This window comes from Chryseobacterium sp. OV279 (assembly GCF_900128945.1).
Taxonomy (GTDB): Bacteria; Bacteroidota; Bacteroidia; order Flavobacteriales; family Weeksellaceae; genus Chryseobacterium.
The window spans coordinates 101,570-120,265 of the sequence record NZ_FQUD01000003.1 but is presented as its reverse complement, the minus strand read 5'-3'; the positions used below and the strand labels follow the sequence as shown (position 1 = coordinate 120,265).

Genomic DNA, 18,696 nt, shown 5'->3' with positions numbered 1-18,696 from the left:
ATGGAATCTGGTAACCTACACGAGGTACTCCGTTCAGTGTATGAGGAGATGCTGCCTTTATGTGCTGATATGGCAGCAGTGGCAAAGGGTGTTGCAGGACTAGGAGCATTATTTTATGTTTCTCTAAAGGTCTGGCAGGCACTAAGCCGCGCGGAACCCATTGACCTGTTTCCGATGTTACGGCCTTTTGCTGTTGGAATCTGCATTATGTTTTTTTCAACGATTGTGCTGGGAAGTATCAATGGCGTCCTGAGTCCTGTTGTACAGGGAAGCCATTCCATGCTTGAAGGTCAGGTTCTTGATCTCAATGAACTGCAGAAAAAAAAGGATGTATTGGAAAGAGAGGCCATGCTCAGAAATCCAGAGATGGCTTACCTGATCTCTGATGAGGAATTTGACAAGAAACTGGAAGAGCTTGGTTGGTCTCCTTCAGATCTGGTTACGATGTCAGGAATGTATATGGAGCGGGAAATGTTTGCGATCAAAAAAGATATACGTGATGGCTTTCGTGAGTTTTTGGAGATTCTTTTTCAGGCAGCAGCACTCGTTATTGATACCATAAGAACATTCTTTCTCATTGTACTATCCATACTCGGACCTATAGCTTTCGCCATTTCTGTATGGGATGGTTTTCAAACGACACTCACCCAGTGGCTGACCCGATACATCAGCGTTTATCTTTGGCTTCCGGTTGCGGATATATTCAGTGCAATACTGGCGAAGATTCAGTCTCTTATTCTGGAAAGGGATATTGAAATGTTGTCTGATCCTGATTTCATCCCCGATACTTCCAACACGGTATATATCATTTATATGATTATTGGAATCATAGGATATTTTACCGTTCCAACGGTCACAGGCTGGGTTATTCAGGCAGGAGGAGCAGGAAACTTTACACGCAATGTCAATCAGACTGCTGAGAAATCCGGAAATATTGCAGGAGCGGCGGCAGGATCAGCAACAGGTAATATATCCGGAAAACTACTGAAATAATTAAAATCAAACCCTAATGGAATTTAAAACCTTAAGAAATATTGAAAACAGTTTTAAGCAGATCAGGTTATTCACTTTTGTTTTTGCCCTGTTATGCTTTGGTGTTGTAGGACTGGTTGTCTATCAATCCTATGACTTCGCTGAAGAGCAAAGAAAAAAGATCTATGTTTTGGATAATGGAAAATCTCTCATGGTAGCATTATCCCAGGATATGTCGATCAACCGTCCTGTAGAAGCAAGGGAGCATGTCAGACGTTTTCACGAACTGCTTTTCACTATTGCTCCTGATAAAAATGCAATTGAAAGCAATGTCAAAAGAGCTTTTAATATGGCTGATCAGTCAGCATTTGATTACTACAAAGACCTTTCTGAAAAAGGATATTATAACAGAATTATTTCCGGAAATATTCAGCAAAGAATTGAAGTGGATAGTGTGGTTGCCAGTTTCAGCAACTACCCTTATGGGGTGAAGACCTTCGCCAGGCAGTTCATTATACGGTCAAGTAATCTAACCATAAGAAGTCTGGTGACCAACTGCTCACTGGTTAACTCAGTAAGATCTGACAGCAATCCCCAGGGATTTACCATAGAAAAATTTAATGTCGTTGAGAACAAGGATATTGAAACTGTTGACCGATAAAACCGAGTATCATGAAAAAGATAAGAAAAACCATAGATAGTTATATCGATCAGGCAGAGCAAAAGTGGAAAGCCCTGCCTGATAATAAACAGCGTATGTTTATAAAGATCTTTTTTGCTACCTATCTGCTGTTAAGTGTTTTTGCATTTCTACAGATCAGATCAAAACCAGCAAATACTCAAAAGATTATTCCAGGAACATATATTAAAGGCGTTCCTTCAGTGCCTGATCGTAAGAAAAATCCTGGACTCAATTCGCATTAAAAAACATTACAATGAAAGATTCAGTCAAGAGTAAAATAAGAATTACAGAAGGATCTTCTGGATCCCCAAGTAAAGAAGAATTTCAAGATATCAGAAAGTGGCAACGGGAAAAATTTAAAAAACCTCTCATCTTTTTTTTAATGGCAATTGCTTGTGCCGGCTGTTTATACCTGATCTTTAAACCGAATAAAGATCAGGTCATTGCTGAGAATGCAGGATTTAATGCGGTCGTTCCCCAGGCAGCTGATGATCAACTTCAGTCTGATAAACAGAAAGCTTATGAACAACATTTGTTTGACCAGAAAAATGAAGAAAAAAAGAAAGCCTTTGCCACCCTATCTGATTATTGGAATGATTCAAATTCGTCGAATAATTTGAATGATAAAGTATTCAATCTCAATTCAACTACCCCTTCTAAAGATATTGGTGCAGCAAATCAGAATGCTATCAACAGCTATCAAAACACACAGCAGGCACTTAGTTCCTTTTATAGCCGGGATCAGCATGAAGTTGATAATCTGAGGCGGGAAATTAGTAGTCTAAAGAACGAGGCATCTCAAAAAGAATTGCAGCCCAAGGGTGTTGGAATCAATGATCAGCTTGAACTGATGGAAAAATCATATCAGATGGCTGCAAAATATCTTCCGATGCCAGCACAACAGGAAAAAGTTGGAGTGAAAGAAACCTCCGAAGAAGTCTCGGGTCATCACAAAGGAGATATTACATCAGTAAGGCAAGTTAGAGGCAGCATTGTTTCCAGTTTATATCGTGAACCTTCTGACAGTTTATTTTTAGAAAGACTTCATCAGAACAGATTTACAGGAATTCAAAATGAAAAGTCAATCAATTTTGAAAATAGGAATAGTATCCGCGCGGTAATTCATGAAACAAAATTGATGACTGCTGAAAGCACGCTCTCTTTAAGACTGCTGGAACCCATAATCATTGGGAAAGTTAAAATTCCCCCGGGAACACTTTTAAAAGCTATGGGCAAATTTCAGGGTGGAAGATTACAACTGAAAATATCTGTCATAGAATATAATGGATTTATCCAACCTGTTGAAATCAACGTTCATGATAATGACGGACAGTTGGGACTGTATATTACCTACTCCCCTGAACAAAGTGCAATAACTGATATCGTAGGTAATATGGGTCAGAATTCGGGAACAAATATCATGATGACCCAATCTGCAGGACAGCAGGTTGCCGCTGATCTCACTCGTGGAATTGTCCAAGGTATATCGGGCTATTTTCAGAAAAAAGTCAGATTACCAAAAGTTACCATACAAGCAGGACATCAGGTCTTTCTAGTTTCAAAGAATAATTAATCAATAATAAAAAAACAATGAAATTTGTACTCAATAAATGGCTGTTGTCAGCCCTGATTATTTTTTCAGCATATAAAATAAGTGCTCAGGAAAAAACAGGTTTTACCTCCCTCAATCAGGCGAGATTAGAACCTTACAAAATGGAAATCACGTACAATAAAACGACCCATCTCTTATTTCCTTCTCCGATCCGCTATGTGGATTTAGGAAGTAATGATCTAATTGCCAGCAAAGCGGATGAAATTGGAAATGTCCTTAGAATAAAATCTTCAGTAAAAGATTTTGATGAAGAAACAAACTTTTCGGTGATTACTCAGGATGGAAAATTCTACACCTTTGATGTTTTATACAGTTCTTATCCCGAGACACTTAATTATGACCTTTTGAAGCTACAAAGGACTACTGAAAAGGGATATTCTACCGACGTGCTGTTTGAAGAACTCGCAGGAGGCTCATCGTCGCTTACCGAAGACATGATGAGAATACTGTATAAAAATACTAAGCGTCCTACTAAACATATCAGCACAAAAAGTTTTGGGATTCAGTTTTTATTAAATTCTCTGTATGTAGATGACGGAAAATTTTATTTTATCATTCAGGTAAAAAACACAAGTAATATCAATTATAATGTTGATTTTATCAATTTCAAAATAGCTGATAAAAAAAGACTGAAACGCACAGTTGTTCAGGATAAAGTTCTAACACCACTGCGTTCATATGAACCAATTACTGTTGTCAATCATCAGAGTGAAATAAAGGCTATTTATCTTTTGGATCAATTTACCTTGCTGGATGGTCAGGTATTGGAAATTGAAATATTCGAAAGAAATGGTGGCCGTCATCAGAAAATCAGGATTAAAAATAAAGATCTGATTAATGCTAAAATTGCTGAGGATGTCCATTTAAAATGAAGTAAAACACGTTTATAACAACATCAATAAGTGTCTATAACACAGGATTAATCAAGAAAAATCTATCATTAATATTTCATTATTGAAGTCCATACCCAAAAAGGTATTCTTCTAATTAGCAGCGAAAACACACTTCCGATCAAAGAGAGGAACTGGTCTTTTCGCCCAAAAATTCTCCAAAGAGAACGGCAATTTTAATCGCCGTTCTCTTTATTATATATTCTTAAAAACACCTACAACAGTCCTTCATCTGCAAATGACATATATTCGGTAGAAGTTAGAATACAATGATCAAGCAATTGTATTTTTAGAAATTTTGATGCCTCTTTTATTTGCTGGGTCATTTTTACATCTTCAGCCGAAGCTTTTAAGTTACCTGAAGGATGATTATGCGCAATAATAATGCATGATGCATTACATAAAAGAGCAGCCTGCATGATAATCCTAACATCTACAATAGTTGAGGAAATTCCGGATTCAGAAATTTTCTTTATTCCTAAAACTTTATTCGCCTGACTTAGATAGAGCGTGTAAAATGATTCTCTATAATCAATTTCACCACTGTCAAAATGTTCTCTAAATACATCAACAGCATCTCTTGAATCCGTTATTAACCTTTCACAGTTCCCTTCTCTGGAATAACTTAATTTGATTTCATTAACTACATTAAATCTCATCTTTTTTGCTCTGAGTACGGCAGAGACTGATATTTCCCGCACTTAATTAATGCCTTTATTCTTCCACCTTTTCTCCTTCCCTTGCTAAAACCTCAATAAGGCTTCTGGAAATATTTTTCAAAAGAAAAACCGGAAAAAAGAAAGCAGATAATCTAAGCGGACAATGCGGGAAGCCAAAAGGAAACGGAATAATTGGAGGGTACCTTTAGGGGGGAAACCGTTTATGCCGTAGTCTTTTGGATGGAAATAGAAGATGGCTGGCCGCTATACCTTAGCTGCCTTTTTACCGGTTGATGATGAAAAGTTCTCTGAAAAATAGTATTAGAGTCTAATCGTCAAGATATTCTAAAACAAATTATTAGAAGAAAATAGATAGAGCATCCTGATTAAAAAATCAGGATGGTCAAAGGTTCGAATCCTTTCGCGCTCACTTAAAGAGACAACTATTTGATAGTTGTCTCTTTTTTTATACCCATAAAAATCTGTGACCCAAACTCTTACTATCTGGATTTTTATAGTTGGATTTTTGAAAATAGAATCTTCAGGCTGTTGTATTAAACTGCCTAAAAAAGTGTTTCAGTGTATATTTAATGGTCTTTTTCAGAAGTTCGATGTCTCCTTAAGGTTTAGATGCCTTATCTTTGGGTTTATTGTAATTCTTTGACATGAGATATAAGAAGTCCAAGATAACTGTCACTCCTGCATCATCCACCTGAATACCATTTTTTGCTAATATAGCAATTGCCCGTTCAACGGAAACCTTTTTATCAATGAAATTCATTTTTGTTACTTTTTCGGTTATTCTTTTTTGATAATATCTTTGATAACGGATCGTTTAAACCCAAAGAGAGATTTCCTGACTGGTAGTCAACATTAGCAGGCGGGATTAGATTCACAAGATGTTTTTTATCTGCGGTGTCCAAATCTGAGAATCCCTGAAAAATGTCCACAAACGATCTGTCTTCTAACTGGTTTTGTTTTTCAATATCTCTTAATTTAACATTGATATGAAGTAATTCCTTTTTTAAACATTTGGAATTAATTTGGTTCTCCCTTTTTAATTCACAGTAATCATCAAGTTTCAGTATTTCTCCCACAAATAACTTTCTGGCTCGGGAAAGAATCAATTCCTCTTCTTTTAACTTTCTCTCCACCAAATTCCGTTCGTACAAATACCCTGTTTTTTGTGTTTTTACACTCCGATCTTCTAAAATACAACTGAATAGGTCAATTGCCTTATTTGAGAGTGTCAATTGTTGAAGTTTACTTTGGTAACTATCATTGAGAATAATCGCATTTATTCTTGTCTTGCATCCTCCATGACAGTGATAATAGGGATATTTTTTTCTCGCGCCTTGAGAAAAACTTCCGCTAAGTTTGTGACCGCAAAGAGGACATACCAAAAATCCTCTTAGGAAAAACATGGCTTTCAGATCGTCTCTTTTAGCGGTGATTTTCCTCTTTGTTGTAATGATGCGCTGAACTTCGTAAAACAAGACTTCCGGGATCAATGGCTCGTGTGTTCCCTTTACCATTTGTTCTTCTTCAGAATTGAACTTTATCGTTATAAGGCCACAGTAAATTGGATTGCGCATAAGTCTGAAAAAATGTGATCGTGAACATATCAATCCTTTATCGTTGGCCATTTTTCGGATTTCTTCTACCCTGTGAATATTCTTGGAAAGCTGATGGAAGATCCATTTTATAATGCCTGCTTCTGGTTCTTTAGGAGCAATAATTTTTTTGCCATCCACCAGTGTCAGATTGATAAATCCCAAAGGGGCCTTATTGGGATACCTACCCATCAGTTTCGCCCGACGAATACCGTTAGCTGTATTCTGGGCCCTCCTACTGTTTTCTGCCTCAGGGACTGATAGGTAAACTGCAAGCATGACTATGCTTTCAGGCACGGAAAAATCTACGGGTTGATCAATAGCCATTGCAGTGGTTCTACATTTTCGAAGCATACCTATCATTTCATAGGCATATTCAATATTCCGACTAAATCTATCCCATTTAATAAATAATATATTCTTGTCTTCCTTTGATGATTTGTGTTTAATTATTGAAAGTAGTTTTTTCCATTCGGGCCGATTGAAATTCTTAGCTGAAAAGTCTTCGCGATAAATACCCTTAACTTCTATATTGTTAAATTTACAGTATTTCAATAAGCGATCCTCCTGCTCAGGTAATGAATATCCCTTTCTTTTTTGTTCGTCTGTACTTACACGAACGTATAAATAAGCTGTTTTCATATGAATCTGTATTTAGTATTTCTAGTACATTTTCAAACATTTAAAAAGTGATTATAGAGTTACAATCTCAATTTCATTTCCAAATTTAGTTCTTAATTCATTTTCAGTTGTTTGAGAAGGAACACAAATTGCTAAAAGCTGTTTTGGTCTCGAACATGCCACGTAAATCATTCGCTGCTTTTCGTTAGGAAATGATGTTGCTCTAACAAAGCTATTAGGACCTGCACTTTCACAAGTCCCAGTGGATGAAAAGAATAATAGGAAACTGATTTTTTTAATGATTTGAGCTTTGTATAAGGTTTATTCCATTCTGGACGCTTGATTGTTTGGCAGAATAATTTTCAAAAATGTTTTCTGCAATTTGCATTAATTGGTCAGTCTATCGGCTTGGTTGCGCAGAGAATAACCTTTTGCAGCCTGCTCATCGGTACTCACCCTAACCTATAAATATGCAGTCAGAATTTAGAAAAGCATTTAAGTACTTAATATTAAACGGAAAAACAGCTTCTTTATTAAGTGTATTTATATAATTCAAATAAAAAGGCAAAATATAGCTACAATAAATTATTTACACATAATTAATTTATTGCTAAATAAACTATGCACTTATAAGCATACCGAAAGTAAATCTTACGCATTTAAAAATAAATTTTAATGAAACATTGCAGAAGCTCCAGAATATTTTATCAAAAAAAACGTAAAAAAATTGTTCCCACTGATCTTGATAATTATTCAAATGATGATAAAAGTAAACATTTAGCTACTTTTTTTTTGAAGTTAGAACCGTTACCGACAATACGGTTATAGAAGAGCTTCGAACAGCTTCGAAGAGATATCCGACAAATATTTTCAGAAAAAACCATTGACGGGGTGAAGCTTGGAACATTTAGACAGAGGTTCAATCAGCTTAAAATCTGAAAAAAATGAATTTTCTGATATTCCAAATTTAAATATCGAACGTGAGGAGATCAATATGTTCTTTGATTGGGCTTATCATGATTTAGATAAGGAAAAATTAGGGACGGCAAAATTTCTGTATTCTAGTACGGAACGCTGAGATGGGAAAATCTGAAAGTATCCGGTACAGAAACTGAAGCTCTTTTATTATCAATACTTTAAGTAGTACAGGGGACAAATCGAGGATTGTATTACACAAACCTCGATTAACCTACTCAAAGATACAACGTATCAAATATTTAGACAAAACAAATTCAAACAAAATTCAAAATCGGAGGAAACTCAGAGTTTCACTTTAGGGATTTCCACCTATCTTATGAGATGAAATGTTTGCTAAATGTAGTTTATAATATCGATGGTTATCCCGGTCCATTTATTTTTGTTGATTGTAAGTAGTTATTAACTTAAATTTAAACATTTATTCCAGATGACACAGCAATTTTACGATCACACTAGCAAAACATTAACCTGAAGCTGGGAATCAAGAAGATTCTTAAACTTCTTTAAACTCGCTATCAAGCGAACATCAATATCGTATGCCATTTTGGACCGAGACGCTCATTCATTATCAATTCCACCGTTCCTTCCGGAAAAAAGATATGCAATACCAATATTACTAATTTGTTTTCTGATAATTTTGATGACTGCGAACACGTAAATTTTAATCAAAGTAGGTGCATTATTGAAGCTGGTGACTAATTGTTCATAAAAGAAAATAAAAGGAACGTAATACACTTAAATTTCTTTACAAGCATTAGTGACAAAACAAGGGAGGGAATATAGATATGTTAAATATTGTTTTGTATTGTTTTGTATTTTTTTACATTTGCTGCCGTTAGTGAATTTTTTGTGAAGTTTTGATATTATTAATTGACGGGCGTGTCAGGCTCCTTCATCACCGGGCTGATTATAAAATTCTTTTATCTTCATATTTAAAAATGTGAAAAATAGTTATGATTATGGATGGGCATATTTCTTTTTATCCGCAACTATTTTACCATCTTTAACAACAGTCTCTACTTTCAGCAAAGCGTTGATATCAACCAATGGATCACCATCAATCACAATTAGATCGGCGATTTTACCTTTTTCTAAAGTACCAAGATTTTTTGCCCCAATAGCTTTTGCTCCTTCTTTGGTTGCAGATAATAAAATGGTTTTATTATCTATACCTTCTCCTTTCATTACTTTTATAACAGTTGGAATAACTTCTGTAGGAGGTATTCCGGGCATATCAGATGTAAATAAAGGTATTGCACCTGCTTTCAGTGCAACCTGAATATTGTTTTCTAAAATAGTATAATCATTCTTGTCTTTTTCTTCTGCATATCCAAGACCGATGTACCGCTGTAAGAAACCTAGTGTAATGGCTATAGGAAGTTTGTGCTCACCAATAGGTTTCACTAAGCTGCCTTCTGTATCTTTGGTAATACCAGGTGGATGTATAAAACCATCAACGCCTGCATCTACAATATCTTTCACATATTTTGCATCAGAATTATGAATCAAAACTTTGAGATTGTTTTTATGAGCCTCATCAACTATTGCGACTAAATTTGCTTTATTAAGAACTTTTTGATTGGTTAAACCATCTACCACCACAACATCAGATTTGCTTTTTACTAATTGCTTAACAGATTCTCTTGCCAATTCTGGCGTATCTATGGGAAGTCTAACGTGCTTGTTGCACCAATCTAATTCTGCACCAGTAAGACCACCACACGCGTAGTAATCTCCGGAATTAATTAGAACAGGACCAGCAACAAAAACACGTGGTCCGCTAATAATACCTTTTGCAACTTTTTCTCTAACCTCATAGATTTGTGGTCCAAAATCGATAGGCGACAAAATTGATGTAATCCCTTGTTCCAAATGACCACGAAGTGTTTTCGATAAATCGCCATTAATGAATTTTTCAGCGCTAGCATCACTTGTTGCAGGCATTTTTGGTGGCATATTGTAAAAATCAAAAAACAAATGCAAATGGCTATTGATCAGACCCGGCATAACGGTTTTTCCAGCTGCATCGATTGTTTTCTTTGCTTTTACTGTTTTATTACCCTTATTAATACTCAGTATTTTACCATCTTTAATGGCAATACTTGCATTTTTAACTGTTTCTGCTCCTGTTCCATCAAAAAGATTCGCATTTTTGATGACAAGATCGGCCATTTGTGCGAATGCTGTAGTAGAGAATGCAAACACTGTTAATAGGCTTACTATTTTTTTCATAAAAATTATTATTTTTAGTTTATGTATTTTTTTTGAAAAATAAATGATCTTTAATTTCTAAAAATCATTATTCATTAAATGTTTGATTATATTTTTTATTTTTTATTCCTTTTTACTCCATTATTTATATTATAGGCTAATCCAACGCCTAGAGTTTGCTTAAGCTGTACTTGCTTTATTTGGTTGTGGTCATAAAATAGATCTAAAGTCAATAAGGTTGATAAATAATTATTGATTTTCATATTAAGAACCCCGTTATAAGACATTATTAAACGTTCTGAATGTTGTAAATAATCACTAAAGACAAAAGCTGTATTTGTTAAGGTTACCTGATCCATAATTTTCATTTTATAGATTCCCATTGCCAAGAAACCCAATTGAAACAGCGAAGAATCCCCATCATTTTTTAAACCGTATGTTCCGGCTTTTTGTAGTTCTTTATCCATTACAAAAGTCCATCTTGCATTAATGGGTCTTAATGTTATTGTAAAATTATCATTGGCTCTATATGTAAAACCCGACCCAATATTGAGACAACCAGGAGCCATAAAATTGGATATTTTAGGTGCATCAGGATTATTTCCTTCTTCGTAGCCTGCAGCAAATAATGTATGCAAACTTGTTCCTATTGATGCATACCACTTATCAGAAATTTTTCGGCCGTAATTGCTCGATATATTGATGACGTCTTGAGTTTTTCTTGACCCAACTCCCTGCATTTGGTTTTCGCCATAATCTAAGATGACTATGTTTTCTAAAAGATCCTTATCATTTTTGTAGGTGAAATTATAGTTAACACCAGCTAGCCAACCAACATTATTGATGCCACCACCGATCCAGTTAGAAAATGCAGATTGGTTAATCATTAAATTATTTTGCCCTACAATAGACCAATTTTTAGTAGAATCTACAATGGCTTTATCTGCTGTAGTATTTTGTGCATTTACAATTATTCCTAAAAATAGAGATATTGTGAAGTAAAAGAAATTCATAAATTTTGGTTTGAAAAGTGTACCAGGTATCCATTGATTTGAACCATCATTATAAAAATTGTTGAAGATTTTAGAAAAAAGTTGAGTAGAATTGTTATAATAAAGTAATGCAGTCTTAAGTTTCTTTTTTTTTTCATCATTTTCTTAGGTCGAAACAAAAGGACTGCATTACATACAACATATATTGTTTTTCTATATTAAATTTTTGTCCTGTTTCCGTAAGGATAAATTGTCAGGAAAACTAGCTATCGTTTAATGATCACCATACATTTTTTTCCATTTTGCCACGGTATTTCTGCTTAATTTAAAGTGATGAGAAAGCTCAGTATTATTAAGACCGTTCTTTCTCTGATAGGTAAGAATTTCTAATATGGTAGCTTCGTTATAGGATTTATATTTTTGGCTAAAACCTTGTTTGTTTTTATCCGTTATAGGAAATATTAAAGAATTAATCTTTAAAATATCAAAAAAGGATAGGCTTTTTTTCTCGAGTATCAATAGACATTTCTCCTTGTTCTCAGTATTTTTTTTAACGATTATATCGAAATAAATTCGCTTATAATCTGGTTGTACCATCTTCATAGTTTCAGTTTGTTTTATTTTGTCTTAAATTAATTCCATTTTAGTTATCCAAGCTATTGTATTTTGCAATCCATTTGTAAAGTGTAGTTTTAGGAATTTTGTATTCATCAATCACTTGTTGTCTCGTTTTTTCTCCCGAATTTAAAGTTTCAATAACAAAATCAATAATTTCCTGAGTGTAAAGATTTTTCCTAAATAGGGGAAGTGAAGATTTATTATTTTTTACCTCACCTTTATTTTTTGCAGGAGAAGGAGGAGCATAAAAAATTAAATGCTGAGAATATAATCTGAAAAAATCATACTCTAATATTTTGCACCATTTGAGTAGAATTTCAGTTTCAAGGCTATCCAACTTTAACATTTGCAAAATCTCCTGAGTCTCAAGTTTAAAAAAAGCACATACTCTTTCCATTGAGATTTTTTCTTCTTTCAATTTGGTCTCAATCAACGTTCCAATATGAATATTTTTTAGATTAGTCATATTAATTTTTTTTTGCTCCAAAATCTATTTATCGCAAGAATTTTTTAATCAATAGATGTTACAAATTGTTCTAAAGGTTGTCTTACTTTTTTTAATGGGAATAACCAATCTTCATCTGTTTTACGTCTTCCAAGAGCCATTAAGGTTACAGACCTCAATCCCTTTTCTCTCAGTTTCAAAAACTCATCTACGCCTTCTTTGTTGAAGCCTTCCATTGGTGTTGCATCCACGCCAAGCTGAGCTGCTGCCACCAATGCAACGCCCATACCTATATGTGCTTGTTTTGCAGTATGATGGTATTGTTCCTCTTCTGTAAAAGTAGAAAACAATTGTTTCAAGCCTGCCACCGTATCTGCTGTTGCGCTATTAGGTACGCCTCTTTCGTTATTGGTGTAGTTATAAACAGCATCAATTTGTTCGTCTGTAATCTTATCCCAAGAGGCAAAGACAAGTAAGTGCGAACTTTCCACAATTTGAGGTTGCCCGAATGCGATTGGCTGGATCTGTTGTTTAACTTCCGGATTGCTTATTTTAAAAATATGGAAAGGTTGTAATCCGGCAGAAGTAGGAGCCAATCTTGCAGCCTCGATGATTTCGTCTACAAGTTTTTCTTCTAGTTTTTCACCAGTCATTCTTTTTGTGGCATATCGCCAGTTCATTGCTTCTATTAAATTCATTTTTTTAAATTTTAGTCTAAGTGATAAATCTCTTTTAGAAATTCTATTAATGTAGTGGTGGGTCTTCCCAACAAAAGTTCTAGGGTATTATCTTCTATTTCGTATTGATGATTTCTGATATCAGCAACTGTTCCGCTCAATAGATAAATAGGAAAATCTGGTACTCCTGCATCTTTTAGAATGCTAAGAAAAGTATTGGCATCGACATCTGTATAATGAACTTCTTTGCCAGTAATAGCATTTAATCCAATTACAATGTCTTGATATGAGTACGCTTTGCTTCCCGTGATATCATAGGTTTTATTTTCGTGCCCTTCCTGCAACAGTAAGTTCGCCGTTGCCTCGCCCATTTCTCTGCGAAGTGCATAAGGTACTTTCCCATTACCACCAGGTAAGGAAATGCCACGTTCAAAAATTTCTTCACCTGCAATAAGAGGAATTGCGTCTGCATACATTGTATTGCGTAGAAAAGTGTAAAGCAATCCTTTTCCTTTGATGTAGTTTTCTGTTTGAAAATGGCTTATCATCAAATCTTTAACACCAGAAGTTTCTATATCTTTTATAGCCAATCCGGTATAAATAATATGCTTAACGCCAGCTTTTACAGCTGCATCTACTACATTTTTATGCTGTTCAAAGCGGTTTTGTTCCATTGTGGAAATCAACAACAACTTGTCAATATTTGTAAAAGCATTTTCCAAACTTGACGAATCATCAAAATCACCAATGCGAACTTCTATCCCTTTTTCTTTAAGAAATTCTGCTTTTGTTTCGTTCCTTGCCAAAACAGAAAATTGATCGGTACTGGTAATTTTTAATAATTGATCGACCACGGCTAAACCAAGATTACCTGTAGCTCCTGTAATTAGAATCATAGATTTTTAAATTTCTAAATATTATAATAACCATCTTACCACATATAAAATAAGATGGTTTTAAAAATTAATATTATGCTTGTCCGCCAGCATTCCCGCCATATTGCTCGGGTGTGGCAGAGGTTGCGAACTCTTCCATACGAGAAATCAATCCGTTGGTAACGGTATAAATCTGCACCCAACTATTTCTGATGTGCGAACCATCCTGATTGGAAATAAAATGTTCATTTCCTAAAACCACCACTGTATTTCCTTCTTCAATAAATTGTGTTTTATTGAAGTAAACTACTTGAAGTGCACTAAGGTTGAAATCAAAGAACATTCTCGCGCCTTCAGAAGTTTTGAATTTTGCAGCCGGCATCACTTGTGTGCCGTGATAAATGCAAACTGCATCATCTGAAAATGTTTTTACGATTCTTTCTAAATCTTTTGCTTCAAATGCAATAAACATTTCGTCTACTATTTGTCTTGCTTGTGAACTCATTTTGCTTTTTTTTAATTAATATTCAATTTATAATTAAGATTTTTATTTGTATTTAACATAAAAAACCAAAACCATTGATATTTAAACTTTTTGACGATTTCTTTAACCAAATCTTTTGTTATAATTTTAAACTTGTTAAATTAAATTTATGTAACCTTACTGTAATGGAGTAGCAAAAAAATAATTTTCTCCACTATTAGTTATTGAAACAATTTGAACTGCGCTAAAAGATGAAGTTTTTTCAACGCTTCCAAACCTTAAATAAAGTGTTGCGGATTGTGCTGTAATTTCTATCGGGATAACACCAGCTAACATTGAATATACTCCTGATGTAGAAGCAGGCCCTAACCATCCAGAAACGAGTGTACTATTAGTAAGAAAATTAAATCCACTAGTTTGTCCGGTAGTTGAACTACTACTCAAAGTTAATCGCATCCACATATTATTATCAGAACCAGCTGGATAACTAGCCTGTACCAATTGCCCAATATTTACCAGCCATTTTCCTCTAGATAAAGTTATTGAGCTACCTACATTGAGTCCTGTTGCTACTTGTCTAGTGGTCGAATTTAATGTCCCTAATACTGTAGCTCGGAAAGGACTTGGCTGCCAACTTCCATTTCCATTACTATCACTCACCAATATATTACCTTGGGCTTGGCTTGTGTCTTGTAATCTAAAACCAGTACCCATTGAAGGTGCAACTATATGCAATTTTGTCGCAGGCGAAGCGACATTTATTCCCACATTTCCTCCATCTACTACCATGGCTGGAGTAGCCCCAACACCTATAGGACTAGCTTCTGTAGCATTGGTGTAAAATGCAATCTTTGATGTGCCACTTTCGCCATTATCAGTACCTCGGGTAGCAAGTCTTAGCCATGTATTTGTACTATTGTATATACCAAAATCACTTGTACTACCAATCGTAGTATTTCCGTTCGTAAGACCTCTAGCTTTTACAATTCCACCTACCTCTAACTTTTGCTTAGGCGCTGTTGTACCAATGCCCACATCTCCTGCAGATGTAATTCTCATCTTTTCAGATGGATTATTCGCACTCCCTGTATTGAATTGTAAATCTACAGGTAAATTCGTACCATTTACTGTTCCATTGACAACTCCCGTAATACTAGCAGATTCAATATAAGTAGGATCAGCATTAGTAACAACATTTCCTCCGAAAACTAATGTTCCTAGACCATCTCCGGTTACTACAGGAAGCGCAGCCCCTACAGTACCTCTGGTTTTCATTAGAGCAACTTGTCCTGAGCTACTAGCAACGTTGCCAGTAAATGCCTGAATTTGAATATCATCTGAAGCATTACCATCTCCTATAATTGACAAAGCTCTTGGTATAGCTCTAGATTGAAAATAAGTAGAATTAGTAGCTGAACTTATACCAATGGATCCTGATTGATAAATACTTTGGGTGTTTAAAGTTGCTTCAGTTGTTCCTCCAGCTACACGCCAAGGTTCTACGGGTGCTCCTGGGGCAGATGTACGGATGATATCCCCATCTGCATTGGTAGCTAAGTAAGCCGCGCTTTTAACATTGTCCAAACGAACACCAGATCTATCTATTTCACCAGCAACAGGTTCACCGTTAGCAGCATCTACAGGTCCCTGTACAACTAATCTGTTTTGAGGACTGGCTACAACCCCTTTTCCTATACCTACATTACCTAAATTATTAACCCCTAAACGTTCTTGCTCGCCATCAACACCTCTGGTCATAAAAGAAAATCTACCATAGTTCAAACCATTTCCTGGAGCAACTACACCTAAATTGGTATCTGCCCAAGCGCGTATCTGGGAAGTCGCTACACGTGTTGTACCATTGTAACCCTCAAATATAATATTTCCTAACATCTGATTTGCAGTAATTGCTTCAGGTGCTGTAGCATTACCATTGCTTAGACGGGTTAATACCATACTCGGTTGAAGCGCCCATCTGTGTATCCCAAAATTCTCGTTTACAGCAAATTTTTGACCTATGAGTGTAGTAGGAGGAACTGTACTAGAGGTTGTTGCTATTGGAAACCCAACTAATACACGACCTGTCTGGTAGATGTTATCTGTATTGCTAGTCGCTTGATTAGCAGTCCCCAAAACATTCCAAGGTTCTATAGAAGCAGAAGGAATAGCACCTGCTACAAATTTTTGCCACACATTGGCAACACTGTCAAAGTAATAATAGCCAGGAGAGGTTACATTTATTCTTTGCCCAGTTGTGTTTCCACCAACAATATCTGTAACATAGATCAAAGCACCATTTTGATTTGTTCCATATGTTGCTGTAAGTGAGGAAAGCTCTGATCGTGTAAGTCTAGGTGCTTGCAAACCGACGGTTTGTGTATTGTCGGTAATGACTCCGGATGTATTTCTCTTTGCATTTACATCTAATGTTGTTCTCGGGGTTTCAGTATTTACTCCAACTTGGGCAGATACTAATCCTGATCCTAAAAGAGAAAGTAAAATAATTTTTCTTTTCATAAATATTGCTTTGTTTTTCGGCAATATTATGGCAAAATGTGGAAGTGTAAAATGTTTTACATGTGAAAACCTTTGTTTTTCTGAGATGATTAAAATATTAATCATCTGATTTTCAGTAACGTTTATTTGTAAATTCCGTTTTATTCAATCTCTTTTCTTCTTTGCTCAATATAAGTAGAAGGTGACAAATTTGTTATCTTTTTGAATACTAGAGCAAACGTATTATGCGAATTGAATCCCGAAATATCTGCCAAATAACTGATTTTATAATTAAGTAGATTGGAATTATTATATATTTCTTTTATAATATAATCTATCCTCAATTCATTGATGTACGTATTGAAGTTCTTATTCTTGGATCTATTAATTATATCTGACAAGTAAGAAGCATTGGTATTTAATTCTACTGCTAATACAGCCAACGTAAGATCTTTTCTTAAGAATCTTTTTTTGGTTTCGAATTTTTGTAACTTCTCTATTATCTGTTGTTCAGTTTTAGTAAACTCTTGTTTAGTGTTCTCGTTACTTATTTCTTTAGATATTTTTACTTTTGGAATATCATGATTTGTTAACTCTATACTTTTTATAATTTTTTGATAATATTCTTTTTCTTTTTTTAGTTTTCCTTTGTAACTTCTAAATCCAAGAAAGATGATAAATAACGAAAATACACCTCCAGCGATAGTGCTCATCTGTAAAATAGTGTGGTCTTGTTGTTTTTTACTTAGCTCACTCTCTACTTCACTTATTATGTTTTTCAAAGCTTTAGATTGTTGTACATTCATTAATGACTTTACAGAATCTATTTCTAACTTTTCTGTTTCAGCTTTTGTTTCTTCACCAATTTCCTTATATGCATTGTACAAACTCTCATGTATATCAAGTAGAAAAAGAGGTTCTATATTTTTATCATTTTTTAAAGGTTCCAATATTTTTATGGCTTCCTCAGGTCTATTTGTTTTCGAGTATATCGTTCCTAGTCTTACATTATTTATAAGCGATATATAATAATAATTATCATTAGGTTTTATTAACTCCTTAGCTTTATTGGCATAGGTTTCGGCTTTTTTGAAATCATTAAGAAGCATATAAACATTGCCAGTTTCAGAATTGAGCTGGGCAATGTAAACCATTTTTGAATCCATTTGTTTAGGATTGTTTACCTTATTGAAATATTCTAATGCTTTGGAATATTGTAATAGGGTTTCCTGGTATTTTTTTTGATCCAACAAAATACTAGCATAAACGGCATAGATCAATCCTTTCAAATTGTTATTATCAGGATCTTTTTTGTCAATGAGCTCAATTGTTTTCTTTATCTCCGATACGCTTCTTTCAGGTAAACCTATCCTATAATAAGTTTCGATTAAACACATATTATTATAAACAATTTGCTCTACGTCTATTTTGTTTTTAGAGAGTTCTTCCTGAGCCTTTAGGCAATTTCTAAAAGAATTAAGATAGTCTCCAATACTATAATAAGAAATCCCTAATGCCGCATAGCTATGGGCTTTAATACTATCGTTGTCACAATTTTTAATTAAATTTAAACCTATTTTTATAGATTTTCTAGCATCACTTACCTTTGTTAATTTTTGTTGGGTAATTTCGTTTTTCCAATTTGGAACAGTATTACTACCATAGAAAAAAGTAGAAAAGAATATGGCAATAAATACAGATTTATAATATGAAAAGAGCATATTTTAATTTTTTAATTGCGAAAAGCTACATATTAAATACTCCACGCATTTTTTAACAAATTATTATTTTGAAATTAATTTAATTGATATATGAAAATATCTCTGTTGTGAAAAATAAGAAAAAAAGCTAATTAATCCTATCATATTATC

The 18,696-nt window shown here is 34.5% G+C and carries 16 protein-coding genes; 5 read left to right on the top strand and 11 right to left on the bottom strand.

Going from position 1 to position 18,696, the window contains the following annotated elements:
• From traJ to traN, 5 genes are read left to right on the top strand one after another with little or no spacing between them, the layout of a single operon-like run.
• The gene (gene traJ, locus BUA72_RS12945) at positions 1–993 is read left to right on the top strand and encodes a conjugative transposon protein TraJ (protein WP_072923272.1); all 993 of its coding nucleotides are present in this window, start codon (positions 1–3) and stop codon (positions 991–993) included.
• A gap of 16 nt (positions 994–1,009) precedes the next feature.
• Positions 1,010–1,633 (top strand): conjugative transposon protein TraK, encoded by a 624-nt coding sequence (gene traK, locus BUA72_RS12940; RefSeq protein ID WP_072923271.1) that lies wholly within the window; start codon positions 1,010–1,012, stop codon positions 1,631–1,633.
• Between the two features lie 11 nt (positions 1,634–1,644).
• A complete protein-coding gene (locus tag BUA72_RS12935) occupies positions 1,645–1,896 on the top strand; it encodes a hypothetical protein (RefSeq protein WP_072923270.1) in 252 nt (83 codons plus the stop codon).
• Positions 1,897–1,907: 11 nt separating this feature from the next.
• Positions 1,908–3,227: a conjugative transposon protein TraM gene (gene traM / locus BUA72_RS12930; RefSeq protein ID WP_072923269.1), complete on the top strand. Its 1,320-nt coding sequence runs from the start codon at positions 1,908–1,910 to the stop codon at positions 3,225–3,227.
• Positions 3,228–3,244: 17 nt separating this feature from the next.
• On the top strand, positions 3,245–4,138 hold the full coding sequence (gene traN, locus BUA72_RS12925; protein ID WP_072923268.1) for a conjugative transposon protein TraN: 894 nt from the start codon (positions 3,245–3,247) through the stop codon (positions 4,136–4,138).
• Positions 4,139–4,371: 233 nt separating this feature from the next.
• Here the strand turns inward: traN and BUA72_RS12920 are convergent, their stop codons facing one another.
• From BUA72_RS12920 to BUA72_RS12860, 11 genes are all read right to left on the bottom strand, one after another.
• Positions 4,372–4,815: a JAB domain-containing protein gene (locus tag BUA72_RS12920; protein ID WP_072923267.1), complete on the bottom strand. Its 444-nt coding sequence runs from the start codon at positions 4,813–4,815 to the stop codon at positions 4,372–4,374.
• A gap of 619 nt (positions 4,816–5,434) precedes the next feature.
• On the bottom strand, positions 5,435–5,596 hold the full coding sequence (locus BUA72_RS12915) for a PTS sugar transporter subunit IIBC (protein WP_072923266.1): 162 nt from the start codon (positions 5,594–5,596) through the stop codon (positions 5,435–5,437).
• Entirely contained in the window at positions 5,583–7,070 is a 1,488-nt protein-coding gene (locus BUA72_RS12910) for a recombinase family protein (protein WP_072923265.1), read from the bottom strand. The genes BUA72_RS12915 and BUA72_RS12910 overlap by 14 nt, the downstream gene beginning before the upstream one ends.
• Before the next feature lie 1,914 nt (positions 7,071–8,984).
• Entirely contained in the window at positions 8,985–10,259 is a 1,275-nt protein-coding gene (locus BUA72_RS12900; protein ID WP_072923263.1) for an amidohydrolase family protein, read from the bottom strand.
• Positions 10,260–10,354: 95 nt separating this feature from the next.
• Entirely contained in the window at positions 10,355–11,251 is an 897-nt protein-coding gene (locus tag BUA72_RS12895; RefSeq protein WP_072923262.1) for a DUF3078 domain-containing protein, read from the bottom strand.
• Between the two features lie 622 nt (positions 11,252–11,873).
• The gene (locus tag BUA72_RS12885; protein WP_072923260.1) at positions 11,874–12,314 is read right to left on the bottom strand and encodes a transposase; all 441 of its coding nucleotides are present in this window, start codon (positions 12,312–12,314) and stop codon (positions 11,874–11,876) included.
• Between the two features lie 44 nt (positions 12,315–12,358).
• Positions 12,359–12,991, bottom strand: coding sequence for an NAD(P)H-dependent oxidoreductase (locus BUA72_RS12880; protein WP_072923259.1), 633 nt, complete (start codon positions 12,989–12,991; stop codon positions 12,359–12,361).
• A gap of 11 nt (positions 12,992–13,002) precedes the next feature.
• On the bottom strand, positions 13,003–13,866 hold the full coding sequence (locus tag BUA72_RS12875; protein ID WP_072923258.1) for an SDR family oxidoreductase: 864 nt from the start codon (positions 13,864–13,866) through the stop codon (positions 13,003–13,005).
• A gap of 73 nt (positions 13,867–13,939) precedes the next feature.
• A complete protein-coding gene (locus BUA72_RS12870) occupies positions 13,940–14,350 on the bottom strand; it encodes a nuclear transport factor 2 family protein (protein ID WP_072923257.1) in 411 nt (136 codons plus the stop codon).
• Positions 14,351–14,506: 156 nt separating this feature from the next.
• Complete coding sequence (locus BUA72_RS12865) at positions 14,507–16,951, bottom strand: autotransporter outer membrane beta-barrel domain-containing protein (RefSeq protein WP_072923256.1); 2,445 nt, start codon at positions 16,949–16,951, stop codon at positions 14,507–14,509.
• A gap of 35 nt (positions 16,952–16,986) precedes the next feature.
• Positions 16,987–18,546: a helix-turn-helix domain-containing protein gene (locus tag BUA72_RS12860; RefSeq protein ID WP_072923255.1), complete on the bottom strand. Its 1,560-nt coding sequence runs from the start codon at positions 18,544–18,546 to the stop codon at positions 16,987–16,989.
• Positions 18,547–18,696 lie beyond the last annotated feature (150 nt).

What these genes read in the sequence shown, in the direction of transcription:
- traM (WP_072923269.1), top strand. Translation starts at nt 1,908, where the DNA reads ATGAAAGATTCAGTCAAGAGTAAAATAAGAATTACAGAAGGATCTTCT.
- BUA72_RS12880 (WP_072923259.1), bottom strand. Translation starts at nt 12,991, where the DNA reads ATGAATTTAATAGAAGCAATGAACTGGCGATATGCCACAAAAAGAATG.
- BUA72_RS12895 (WP_072923262.1), bottom strand. Translation starts at nt 11,251, where the DNA reads ATGAATTTCTTTTACTTCACAATATCTCTATTTTTAGGAATAATTGTA.
- BUA72_RS12860 (WP_072923255.1), bottom strand. Translation starts at nt 18,546, where the DNA reads ATGCTCTTTTCATATTATAAATCTGTATTTATTGCCATATTCTTTTCT.
- BUA72_RS12870 (WP_072923257.1), bottom strand. Translation starts at nt 14,350, where the DNA reads ATGAGTTCACAAGCAAGACAAATAGTAGACGAAATGTTTATTGCATTT.
- traK (WP_072923271.1), top strand. Translation starts at nt 1,010, where the DNA reads ATGGAATTTAAAACCTTAAGAAATATTGAAAACAGTTTTAAGCAGATC.
- BUA72_RS12920 (WP_072923267.1), bottom strand. Translation starts at nt 4,815, where the DNA reads ATGAGATTTAATGTAGTTAATGAAATCAAATTAAGTTATTCCAGAGAA.
- BUA72_RS12875 (WP_072923258.1), bottom strand. Translation starts at nt 13,866, where the DNA reads ATGATTCTAATTACAGGAGCTACAGGTAATCTTGGTTTAGCCGTGGTC.
- BUA72_RS12885 (WP_072923260.1), bottom strand. Translation starts at nt 12,314, where the DNA reads ATGACTAATCTAAAAAATATTCATATTGGAACGTTGATTGAGACCAAA.
- traJ (WP_072923272.1), top strand. Translation starts at nt 1, where the DNA reads ATGGAATCTGGTAACCTACACGAGGTACTCCGTTCAGTGTATGAGGAG.
- traN (WP_072923268.1), top strand. Translation starts at nt 3,245, where the DNA reads ATGAAATTTGTACTCAATAAATGGCTGTTGTCAGCCCTGATTATTTTT.
- BUA72_RS12935 (WP_072923270.1), top strand. Translation starts at nt 1,645, where the DNA reads ATGAAAAAGATAAGAAAAACCATAGATAGTTATATCGATCAGGCAGAG.
- BUA72_RS12900 (WP_072923263.1), bottom strand. Translation starts at nt 10,259, where the DNA reads ATGAAAAAAATAGTAAGCCTATTAACAGTGTTTGCATTCTCTACTACA.
- BUA72_RS12865 (WP_072923256.1), bottom strand. Translation starts at nt 16,951, where the DNA reads ATGATTAATATTTTAATCATCTCAGAAAAACAAAGGTTTTCACATGTA.
- BUA72_RS12915 (WP_072923266.1), bottom strand. Translation starts at nt 5,596, where the DNA reads ATGAATTTCATTGATAAAAAGGTTTCCGTTGAACGGGCAATTGCTATA.
- BUA72_RS12910 (WP_072923265.1), bottom strand. Translation starts at nt 7,070, where the DNA reads ATGAAAACAGCTTATTTATACGTTCGTGTAAGTACAGACGAACAAAAA.